A 9,751-nucleotide genomic window follows, 5' to 3' on the forward strand; every position below is an offset into this window, starting at 1 on the left:
AAATTACAGGAGTAATTATGCCAGGAATAGCTGGATGTGTAAACAGTGGAGGTAGAAGCCATGGCTGAGCCTGCACTCGATAATGTTTCACCAATCAGGCCCGACTTGAGGGTCGTGGAGCGAAGAGTGGCAGATATCGATGATGGGTATACCCGTATCGCTAACGAGCTGCTGGAAGCTATCGCAAGTGCCGATTTAACAGCCAGGCAGTTGAAGGTCATGCTGGCATACGTCCGAAAAACATATGGCTTCAACAAGAAAACAGATCGCATTGCTGATGAGCAAATAGCTCACATTACCGGACTGTCACGGCAGAACGTAAATAAGGCAAAAAAAGAACTGCTTTCAATGAATTGCCTGTTAATGGACGGAAGCAGAATCGGTGTAAACAAGGAGGTTTCAGCATGGCAATTCAGCAAGTGTCTCCAAGTTAGTAATCTTGTCTCTAAACCAGAGACATTAAGTGTCTCTAACCTAGAGACAAGTGGAGTCTCTAAACCAGAGACACACAAAAGACATACTCTAAAGACAGATAAAGAAACTAATACCCCTATAGTCCCCAAATCGAAAAGCCATGGGTTTGATCCGATGGCTGTAGATATCCCTGAATGGCTAAACAAAGCGGCATGGCAGGAATGGGTTCAGTACCGGAAAGAATCTCGCAAGTCTATCAACTCGCAACTCACCGTAACCAAGGCGTTCAATAAACTTCAGGAATATCTGGCTGAAGGGAATGACCCTGTTTCCGTGATCAACCACAGCATCGCCAATAGCTATCAAGGCCTGTATCCACCGAAAGCCAATACAGGCAAACGGCAAGGCTTCCAGCAACCATCCAAGCCAATGAACTACATACCTGAGGGCTTTTCCTGATGAGCGCATTCGACGTACTGAAACGCCTTCGTGCAGTGATGCCGGAAGGTGTAACGCCAAAGTTTGAATCGGCGGCGGATTTGATGGCCTGGCACCAGGAGCAGGGGCGGCTAACAGCGGCGCGCATTGCTGAGCAGAATCGACTTACCAGACTGCAAAGCGTATTAGGCCGCTCGGGAATTCAGGAGCTTCACCGCACTTGCACATTCCAGAACTACAACGCAGAGCTGGCAGGGCAGCAGCATGCGCTGGCGAAATCCAAGGCGTGGGCTGCAAAGTTCGGCACCGGATTCGGCGGGTTCATCTTCAGCGGTGGCTGTGGTACCGGAAAGAATCACCTGGCGGCGGCAATCGGTAACGCACTGCTTGGCGATGGCAAGTCAGTGCTGGTTGTGACGGTTCCAGACCTGATGATGCGCTTTCGTGAAACGTATCAGACCGGTTCAAAGCTATCCGAGTCCGACCTGATGAACGACCTGTGCAACGTTGACCTGTTGGTACTGGACGACATCGGTGTGCAGCGTGGAAACACCAATGAGAACGTGGTGCTGTTCCAGATTGTCGATCGCCGACTGTCGAACAAGAAACCTGTTGGCATGCTGACGAACCTCGATTCTACAGCACTAACTGAGTTGCTTGGGCCACGCATCATGGATCGCATGACAATGGACGGCGGCATGTGGATTAACTTTGACTGGCCCAGCTATCGACGGAGCGTGAAATCATGACCACCGAAATCAAAGAACTATCCCGCGCATACCAGCTCTGGTTAATCATCAAAGATAACCCCGGCATCAAGATGCCTGATGTAGCCAAAGCAATGGGCAGCCACACGAAGAACATTTCTGATGCCATTACCAAGATGGTGAAAGCCGGGAATATCTGCACCCAGGGTAAGAAGGGGATCAGAACTTACACCGCTAACAAGTCCAGCCCGCCAGTGATGTACGGTCGCGGCTCATACAAGCTCGGCAAGGAGTCGACGAAGCCAGCTATTTTCATGGAGCCAACTCCGGGCAATTCAGTATTCGAAGAGTGCCGCGCCAACTGGCAGGGCTATCAGTTAAATCAGTATTTGCGAGAGGTGAGAGCGTGAGTGAAATTCAATATGCAATGGAAGATTGCGGATTTGGCATCGAAAACGCATATAACCTTCTGGGTTATGAGCTGGATGAGTGCCACGAACCGTGGGAAGTTGATTTTTTAGCCGAGAAGGCAGCAGATGATTACTTTGATAATCATGATGGTTGGGAATCGTCTTGGCCCATGGATGTAGAGATTTTTTCTGGCGGGAAAAGTCTTGGAATTTTCTCTGTAGATATGGAAACCGTGCCGCAATTCAGTGCTAGAAAGAAGTTGGAGGACGAATGACCACATCACCACTGAAGGTTGAAGACAGCCAGGCGCAGTTTGAAGCTTGGTGCAAAACAGTTATGTCTGATGACTCTGATTTCTGCATGGAATGGGGCGACTACATCAATCTCAATGTAAGGCTTCGATGGGAAGCATGGAAGGCCGCCCGCCGCGCAATCGTCGTAGATATCGCCAGTCACACCGAATTCGAAATTGAGCACATGATTTCACCTGAAAAAGACGGGTACTCCACTGGCTGGATTGATGGTCGAAACTATGCCGCAAGTCAAGTCCGCGCCGCTGGCATAACCGTTAAAGGAGATAGCGATGGCTAAGAAACCAAAGTTTTATCTCAGAACTGATACGCAGAAACAAAACGTACTCCAGATTATCCGCGACCTACCCACCGACTTACACCGACCTCTCGTTATCACCATCACCGAAATGACCAGAACGCTCGCTCAAAACGACAAAATGTGGGCAATGCTGACTGACATTTCAAAACAGGTTGAGTGGTACGCCAACTGGCTGACGCCTGAAGAGTGGAAGCACGTCATCACCGCAGCGCTCAAAGGCCAGAAGACAGTGCCAGGCATCAATGGCGGTTTTGTCGTTCTCGGGCTTTCAACCAGCAAAATGACAATCCGGGAAATGGTCGACGTTATCGAGTGTGCCTATGCATTTGGCGCGGAACGGGGCGTTAAGTGGAGTGAAGAGACAAAACTTGCCGAAGAGCTTGAGCAGCGATTTGGTGACAAACGCAGGAGAGCAGCATGAGTGATTTCACCGGCAGTAATACCCCGATCGACATCCGCAATTTATGGCAAACACCACCGGAAATAGCCGCCGCGCTAAACAAAGAATTTCACTTTGTTGGTGATGCAGCCGCCAGCGATACGAGCCACCTTTACCCGCTTTACCTGACCGAAGAGCAGAACGCTCTGGAAACTGAATGGGATATTTATTTCCCGCCTGGTTATATCTGGATTAACCCACCATACAGTGACATCACTCCATGGGTACGCAAAGCCTCGCAGATAGATAGCGACGAGCATGGCGCGGTGATGCTGGTTCCTGCTGATACATCGGTTGGCTGGTTCAATGAGGCTAAGCGCACATGCAGTGAAATCCGGTTTATCACTGGCGGCCGACTTTCGTTTGTCCGTGCTAATACCGGTAAACCAGTGAACGGGAATAACAAAGGTTCAATGCTGCTGATCTGGAATCCGCACATGCGGGGCGTCTGCAATGTCAGCTTTGTAGAGCGTGACCTGCTGATGGAATACGGTGCCGCAGTAGCAGGGAGAGAGGAATGCGCCAGCGAAAGAGCAGCATAGTCGCAGTAATGGATGCGTCCATATTCAAACCCACCAAACGTTCCCGCAACAAACCCAAACCAATCCCAACCGAAAGCCAGGTGCAGACATTTGATTATGTCTACAGCCTCTTGCGCGCTAAATGGGATCGCATGAGAAGGACTAGAGCATGACCGACTATTCAAAAATGAATAACCACGAGCTAGCCGACATTAAAAATGCCATCGAGCGAGAGCAGAAGAAGCGCGAAGAAGGGCCAAAGAAGCTCACTTATCGCGTGACATCCTGCATGACAGACACAAGGCGTTTTATCGACTTGAAATGCGCGTTGCTTTGCCTGAGAGAAACGGTCGATTTAGTAATCAATGAAACTCTCGAAGATGACGGGGAATACGTCAATCAGTGCACTGGCATAGTTGGCGTCGTCTTCCGGGTGGAAGAGGTATCAATGGCGCATTACGAAGCGCAGGCCGAAGCGAAGGATTACGATGACATTTGCTTTGCCGACCGCATTGGTGAGTTGAATGCTAAGTCCTGAATCAATCACCACCTACCAGCGCAACAGCAACGCAGCAGCAGGATATTGCGCAGCGTGTACAAGGCCGTTGAGCGGCGAGACTTATTTTTGCGACGAATGCGCTCATGAGGCGTATGTAGAAACAGACCCACACGGAGTAATGCACGATGGCGAATCTACGCAATGCAGCCCGAGGCCGTGAATGCCAGGTCAGAATTCCTGGAGTGTGTAACGGCAACGCAGAAACCTCAGTCTTAGCCCATATCCGGTTACCGGGCTTATGCGGCACCGGAATCAAACCTCCTGACCTTATCGCCACCGTTGCTTGCTCTGCATGCCACGATGAAATTGATCGCCGTACGCACGTTGTAGACGCCGAATACGCGAAAGAGTGCGCACTGGAAGGAATGGCGAGAACTCAGGTTATCTGGCTGAAAGAGGGATTGGTGAAATCATGAAAAGCTATCAACTGATATTACCCTGGCCGCCAAGCAATAACCGCTACTGGCGACACTCAAGAGGACGGCACTACATCAGCGAATGGGGGAAACGATACCGAAAAGAAGTTATCCAGATTATCCAGGCAGCAAAGTTAGACATCAGCATTACACCCCGCATCAAAGTAACCATCCATGCAGCACCTCCCGATAACCGCAAACGAGATTTGGACAATTTGCCCAAAGCCGTTTTTGACGCTCTCACCAGTGCTGGCTTCTGGCTGGATGACGGTCAGATTGACGACATGCGCATTAAGCGATGTCAGCGGGTTCTTGGCGGGCAATTGGTATTAGTCATCAGAGAAACGACTGGAGAGCTTCCCAGCATCAAAGACATATCGGAGGCAGCATGAGACTTGAAGCGATCGGGAAATGCTTCGCACCAAAATCACCACATATCACTGACGCACCCAGGGCAACGGCTTCTGACGCATTGAGCATTAGTGAAGTGATGGCCGCATTAGGTCTTGCAGGACTTAAAAGCGGCATCGGTCTTGATTTGTATCTGGCGAAGATTGGTATCAGCGCACCAGATAAAGCAGTAGAGGGACTCTATGAAATCGCACAGCGCCTTGCAGGGCAATGTCGGGCAATCTCAGAACTTGATGAAGATATTAAGCAAAGGGTTCTGCAAATACTCGCAACTTTTGCTTATCAGGATTATTCACGCAGCGCGGCTAGTGTTCGTCAATGCGAATGCTGCTCTGGGGAAGGATTCATAGAGGCCGAAGTTTTCACCATGAAAGTAACCCACCCATGGGGAAAGGCTCCTGAGTGGGCGAAAATGTCTCGCGCTGTTTGTGTTGGTGACTGGGAGCACAAAAGAGAAGTGCGCGATGTAGTGCGTGCTGTCTGTAAATCGTGCAAGGGTAGGAAGGTAGTCAGCAACTCATGCCGGTGCCACGGCAAGGGGAAGGTGGTGAACAAGGATAAGACTGAAGCACTCGGTGGCATTCCAGTCTGGGAAGATTGCGACAAGTGCTCCGGTCGTGGTTACCGCCGGCTTAAGTTTTCAACCGTTCTGGAGGCAATCCAAACGGCATGGGACGTGAAGAAAACATTTGCCTATGACCATGTGCAGCCATTCTTTGAGATGCTGGTTAGCGAATGCCACAAAGAAGAGGCTATTGCTGACTTGATGCTGTCAAAAGTCACAAACTGATAATTTATTTCTACTGAAATGGATTTTGGTAGAAATTAACCATTGTATGTCGCGGAAAAAAAGACTAATCTTCATCCTAACACTACAAATCCGTCTGATTGTTACGGTGGATTAAAAAGAGGCCTCGCTGATGCGGGGCTTTTTTGCGTTTCAGGGCCGAAAGCTCATCAGGTATGAGCAATCCCCTCATAAGGGAAAGGTAGGCAGGTTCGAATCCTCCACGGCCCACCAATTAAATCAAGGCCGCCATAGAGCGGCCTTTTCTCATATTTAGCGCCAACCATCCAGCAACCAATATCACTCATAGATAACGTGCCGTGGCATGGATGGCGCTTTTCCCGAACTCACACAGCTCCCGCCAACAACGCGAGGAGAGGAACTATGAAGATGGACGAAAGATACAGTAACGCCTCATACGGGAGTGCTGGTCTTGCGGCTTTCTTTGCCAGCCTGTCCCTACAGGATTGGGCCTTCATAATTGGCGTCGCCTTTAGCATCATCCTCGGCGTCCTCACATACCGGCTCAACAAGCGGGAGCAGATGAAGCGCACGAAGATACTGCAAGACATCCTGAGCAAGACAGACGTTAAAAACCCTTCAGCCACAGCCCAAGTTATCGCTGACCTGAGTCAGAAAGCGCCCCGGGAGATTTGAATGAATTCGTCTCTACGCAATAAGCTGATCGCGACTTCTGGTTCTGGCGCTCTTGCTATAGCCGCAGTGCTGATACCTGACCTTGAGGGTGTGCGATACGAACCTTATTACGATGTCGCTGGCGTGCTCACCGTCTGTTACGGACACACTGGCAAAGACATCATTATCGGCAAGAAGTACACCGAGAAAGAGTGCAAGGCCATTCTCGACAAAGACCTTCAGCCATTCGCCAAATCCGTTGAGCGTTCCGTAAAGGTACCAGCCAGTGAATACCAGAAAGCGGCTCTTATCAGTTTTAGTTTCAACGTTGGTGCATCGGCATTTGAACGCTCTTCCTTGCTGCGTAACCTCAACGCCGGTAATTACCAGGCGGCGTGTGACGGACTCAAGCAGTGGGTATATGCGGGCGGGAAGAAATGGAAAGGCCTGATGAATCGGCGCGACGTTGAATATGAGGTTTGCACCTGGGGCCAAAAATGAAAACCCGATATCAGGTACTCATCATTGCTTTTGTGCTCTCAGCACTCGGCGGCATAGGTTACGCACTCCATCACTACGGCTACCAGTCCGGCGAATTCGACACTAACCGCGAATGGAAACTTGAATGGGCCAAGCGTGATGCTAAAGACCTTCTCGAGCTCGCTGGACGACAAGAACAAGAGCGCACCGAAGAACAGCGACGCCAGAACGAAATTAACCAGGTGACAGCAGATGCACAAACTCAACTCGACAAAGCGCGGCTTGATGCTGCTAACGCTCAGTCTGCTGCTGACAGGTTGCAACTCACCATCGCAAACATCCGGCGTCAGCTCGCAGCAAGTGAAACCAGCAAGCTTTCCGCAATTGCCAACGCAAGCGCGACAAGGGCCAACTCCGGAGTATTGCTTGCCGACGTGCTCAGCAAATCTGTCGAACGAAATCAGCAACTGGCAGCAACTGCTGACGAAAGGCGAATAGCTGGCCTGGCATGCGAACGGTCATACGATGCCGTCGCTAACACAAAGTAATTCGTCACCCCAATTAACAGAGCCTGACTTCGGTCGGGCTTTTTTATACCCGCAGTAAACATCGCGCCTCGCAGCGCAAATCATCCCGAGTCTTTCAGAAAGCTGAGCCTGAGAATTGCCGTATATGGTGGCGACCATCTCGGGGCGGCTTTTCTGTGCGAGCAGGCTCATCTTTCTAAAAGGTAATCGCTATGCAATATCCAACCGTAGTAGTAAACGGCGTACCCGTTCGCGTCGATAACGAAGGTCGTTACTGCCTGAACGATTTACACGCCGCCGCTGTGTTAAATGGCGAGGCCACCGAGTCACAGAAGCCGAGCAAATTTATTCGGAGCGCTTCCGTTCGGCGATTTATTCAGGCGCTAGCAACTAGAGGACAAAAACGTCCCCATGAAAAAAATCAAGTTCTTTTGATTGTAGAGGGCGGTGCTAGCAAGGGGGTTTGGGGTGTCGAGATGGTTGCAGTGCGCTACGCCGCATGGATTAAACCTGAGTTCGAAATTGATGTGTACAACACATTCATTGAGAGTCGGACTAAGTCACTGGACATCCTCAATCAGCTTAATCGCCTCGATCACTTGATTGGTGGTGAAACCAAGGATATCAGTCAGTGCGCCAGTAAAATGGGCAAATGGGGTTCCGGAGGGAGAAAGGTACTGTTGAACGAAACCAGACAGAAACTTATCGACCAGCTTGATCCGGATATGGTTGCACTGATGGAAGGGAAGGTTGCCTAACCGGCTCAAAATTGAGCCTCCTAAAAATCAGTAGCTTAGAGAGCCACTTTCACAACGGCTCTCCCTTCCTAAAACTCGTCTATGTATGAATGAGCCTAAAATCTATCTTCGAACCAGTGTGTTATCCGAGATAAAGGGTGAGAAATCATTTCAATATCAAAAATTAACGCGCCCCACACCAAGGAAATCAGCAAAAGTGCTACAACGGAAATAACCTTAAACAACTTCCTTACCTCCCAGAGAAAAACTAATAGTAAGAAAAATCTCCTGAAGACTATAGAAGAATCATGGTGAAAAGCCTGCAAATTTGATGTGAGGCAACTTTTCGCATAACAAACTGCACGAGCGCTTCACACCTTTTCACGGTTTTATTGTCATCACAAAGGCCACTTGCGAGTGGCTTTTTTAATGGCTTTAACCACGATTAAACACCCGAGGAAATCAAGATGCCAAAACGTGTAATTGCTCAATCTGGCAAGACCGTAGAAGTAGCCACTATGGATGATGTGGATGGTGAAGCATATACATTGCCGCCTGCCGCACCTGCAACCCTTGGTGGCGTAAAGCAGGCTGCAACGGTAGCAAACTGCACTGTGGCCGCTGATGGCACAAGCGCAGGCACTCAGCTGAATGCACTGATAGCATCATTACGTGCTGCTGGTGTCATTGTTTAAAGATAAATATCTCGCTGGGTTAGAAATCCTCCGAGAGTGAAAAGTGGGATGTGCTGAAAATGGCCTTTGTGATCAGTTATTGGCAGGTTGATGTATACACCCAAGACGCAGTTTGTAACGGCGGGGATCCAATTCAAGGATATCAACGAGACCCTGAGCCAGAGTTTAATAATGGCTTTCTCATTCTCAGAGACAAGTCAGGCATTCAACTAAAAGCGCTAAATACCATTGGGGTGGCTGGATTTAACATCACTCCTATTTACGCAGACGAGAAATAACAATGGCAAAGCTCACCGACAAACAAGAGCTGTTTGCCCGTGAGTCAAGACCGCTTCCGGGTGAAGTTTTCATTGCAGAGTTTCATCCGTACAACAGACTGATCCCCGCCGATGGGGTTTACGACTGGGTGCATCAGAACATCATATCCAACACTGGAGCTATCCATAACCCAGATCACGCTCACCTCGATGGAGCAGACATTGCTTTCCTTTGGGCTCAGCACGGTTTCACCAAAAAAGGCCGGACGGTGCTAGGTCAGGCCGAAGAGGTTATGTTTCGCGCCGGTGGTTGGCAGAAGGCAAGAATGGAGCAACAGATGAATGACTGGTTTGGGCATCAACCAGCTTACATCATCACGCTAGCCGCTGACTTCTGCTCTCAATGCACTGATCTGGAATTCTGTGCCCTGATAGAGCATGAGCTTTACCACATAGCTCAAGAGTCCGATGAATTTGGTGCGCCTAAGTTCTACAAAGAAACCGGATTGCCAAAGCTTTGCATGCGCGGTCACGATGTCGAAGAGTTTGTTGGCGTGGTTCGCAGATACGGTGCCAGCGCTGATGTGCAGGAATTAGTCAACGCAGCAAGTAATCCCGCCGAAGTGGCGAAAATCAATATAGCCAGAGCATGTGGCACCTGCCTCATGAAAGTGGCTTAACTTTTATACTCGTTTATACGGATG

Annotated in this window: 20 protein-coding genes and 1 tRNA gene; all 21 read left to right on the forward strand. The window is 49.7% G+C overall.

Features of this window, described 5'->3' with window-relative positions; translation table 11 throughout:
• Window positions 1-60: 60 nt before the first annotated feature.
• The 21 genes from D8682_RS01330 (at window position 61) to D8682_RS01430 (ending at window position 9,727) form a co-directional block, all read left to right on the forward strand.
• Window positions 61-873 carry a replication protein gene (locus D8682_RS01330; RefSeq protein WP_121815605.1) on the forward strand — a complete coding sequence of 271 codons (813 nt, stop codon included), beginning with the start codon at window positions 61-63 and terminating at the stop codon, window positions 871-873.
• A complete protein-coding gene (locus D8682_RS01335; RefSeq protein ID WP_121813276.1) occupies window positions 873-1,601 on the forward strand; it encodes an ATP-binding protein in 729 nt (242 codons plus the stop codon). Before D8682_RS01330 ends, D8682_RS01335 begins: the two co-directional genes overlap by 1 nt.
• Window positions 1,598-1,969, forward strand: a complete 372-nt coding sequence (locus tag D8682_RS01340; RefSeq protein ID WP_121813277.1) for a hypothetical protein — start codon at window positions 1,598-1,600, stop codon at window positions 1,967-1,969. Before D8682_RS01335 ends, D8682_RS01340 begins: the two co-directional genes overlap by 4 nt.
• Window positions 1,966-2,244 carry a hypothetical protein gene (locus D8682_RS01345; protein ID WP_121813278.1) on the forward strand — a complete coding sequence of 93 codons (279 nt, stop codon included), beginning with the start codon at window positions 1,966-1,968 and terminating at the stop codon, window positions 2,242-2,244. The genes D8682_RS01340 and D8682_RS01345 overlap by 4 nt, the downstream gene beginning before the upstream one ends.
• The gene (locus D8682_RS01350) at window positions 2,241-2,561 is read left to right on the forward strand and encodes a hypothetical protein (protein ID WP_121813279.1); all 321 of its coding nucleotides are present in this window, start codon (window positions 2,241-2,243) and stop codon (window positions 2,559-2,561) included. Before D8682_RS01345 ends, D8682_RS01350 begins: the two co-directional genes overlap by 4 nt.
• Window positions 2,554-3,003, forward strand: a complete 450-nt coding sequence (locus tag D8682_RS01355) for a recombination protein NinB (protein WP_121813280.1) — start codon at window positions 2,554-2,556, stop codon at window positions 3,001-3,003. Before D8682_RS01350 ends, D8682_RS01355 begins: the two co-directional genes overlap by 8 nt.
• Window positions 3,000-3,563: a phage N-6-adenine-methyltransferase gene (locus tag D8682_RS01360; RefSeq protein WP_121813281.1), complete on the forward strand. Its 564-nt coding sequence runs from the start codon at window positions 3,000-3,002 to the stop codon at window positions 3,561-3,563. Before D8682_RS01355 ends, D8682_RS01360 begins: the two co-directional genes overlap by 4 nt.
• A complete protein-coding gene (locus tag D8682_RS01365; RefSeq protein ID WP_121813282.1) occupies window positions 3,539-3,715 on the forward strand; it encodes a NinE family protein in 177 nt (58 codons plus the stop codon). The genes D8682_RS01360 and D8682_RS01365 overlap by 25 nt, the downstream gene beginning before the upstream one ends.
• Window positions 3,712-4,080: a DUF5448 family protein gene (locus tag D8682_RS01370; RefSeq protein WP_121813283.1), complete on the forward strand. Its 369-nt coding sequence runs from the start codon at window positions 3,712-3,714 to the stop codon at window positions 4,078-4,080. Before D8682_RS01365 ends, D8682_RS01370 begins: the two co-directional genes overlap by 4 nt.
• Window positions 4,067-4,261, forward strand: coding sequence for a protein NinF (locus D8682_RS27395; RefSeq protein ID WP_121813284.1), 195 nt, complete (start codon window positions 4,067-4,069; stop codon window positions 4,259-4,261). The genes D8682_RS01370 and D8682_RS27395 overlap by 14 nt, the downstream gene beginning before the upstream one ends.
• Entirely contained in the window at window positions 4,227-4,517 is a 291-nt protein-coding gene (locus D8682_RS01380) for a DUF1364 domain-containing protein (RefSeq protein WP_121813285.1), read from the forward strand. Before D8682_RS27395 ends, D8682_RS01380 begins: the two co-directional genes overlap by 35 nt.
• A complete protein-coding gene (gene rusA / locus D8682_RS01385; protein WP_121813286.1) occupies window positions 4,514-4,909 on the forward strand; it encodes a crossover junction endodeoxyribonuclease RusA in 396 nt (131 codons plus the stop codon). Before D8682_RS01380 ends, rusA begins: the two co-directional genes overlap by 4 nt.
• Entirely contained in the window at window positions 4,906-5,718 is an 813-nt protein-coding gene (locus tag D8682_RS01390) for an antitermination protein (protein WP_121813287.1), read from the forward strand. The genes rusA and D8682_RS01390 overlap by 4 nt, the downstream gene beginning before the upstream one ends.
• Window positions 5,719-5,871: 153 nt before the next feature.
• Window positions 5,872-5,949: transfer RNA gene (locus D8682_RS01395), tRNA-Met, on the forward strand.
• 150 nt (window positions 5,950-6,099) lie between these two features.
• Window positions 6,100-6,372: an HP1 family phage holin gene (locus D8682_RS01400; protein ID WP_121813288.1), complete on the forward strand. Its 273-nt coding sequence runs from the start codon at window positions 6,100-6,102 to the stop codon at window positions 6,370-6,372.
• The gene (locus D8682_RS01405) at window positions 6,373-6,852 is read left to right on the forward strand and encodes a lysozyme (RefSeq protein ID WP_121813289.1); all 480 of its coding nucleotides are present in this window, start codon (window positions 6,373-6,375) and stop codon (window positions 6,850-6,852) included.
• Complete coding sequence (locus D8682_RS01410) at window positions 6,849-7,379, forward strand: DUF2514 domain-containing protein (RefSeq protein WP_121813290.1); 531 nt, start codon at window positions 6,849-6,851, stop codon at window positions 7,377-7,379. The genes D8682_RS01405 and D8682_RS01410 overlap by 4 nt, the downstream gene beginning before the upstream one ends.
• A gap of 191 nt (window positions 7,380-7,570) precedes the next feature.
• Window positions 7,571-8,116: a KilA-N domain-containing protein gene (locus D8682_RS01415; RefSeq protein ID WP_121815606.1), complete on the forward strand. Its 546-nt coding sequence runs from the start codon at window positions 7,571-7,573 to the stop codon at window positions 8,114-8,116.
• 446 nt (window positions 8,117-8,562) lie between these two features.
• On the forward strand, window positions 8,563-8,790 hold the full coding sequence (locus D8682_RS01420; RefSeq protein ID WP_121813291.1) for a head fiber protein: 228 nt from the start codon (window positions 8,563-8,565) through the stop codon (window positions 8,788-8,790).
• Between the two features lie 59 nt (window positions 8,791-8,849).
• Window positions 8,850-9,068 (forward strand): hypothetical protein, encoded by a 219-nt coding sequence (locus tag D8682_RS01425; protein ID WP_121813292.1) that lies wholly within the window; start codon window positions 8,850-8,852, stop codon window positions 9,066-9,068.
• Window positions 9,069-9,070: 2 nt separating this feature from the next.
• Window positions 9,071-9,727 (forward strand): putative metallopeptidase, encoded by a 657-nt coding sequence (locus D8682_RS01430; RefSeq protein ID WP_121813293.1) that lies wholly within the window; start codon window positions 9,071-9,073, stop codon window positions 9,725-9,727.
• Window positions 9,728-9,751 lie beyond the last annotated feature (24 nt).

The sequence above is a fragment of the Buttiauxella sp. 3AFRM03 genome (genome assembly GCF_003675305.1).
Lineage (GTDB): Bacteria > Pseudomonadota > Gammaproteobacteria > Enterobacterales > Enterobacteriaceae > Buttiauxella > Buttiauxella ferragutiae.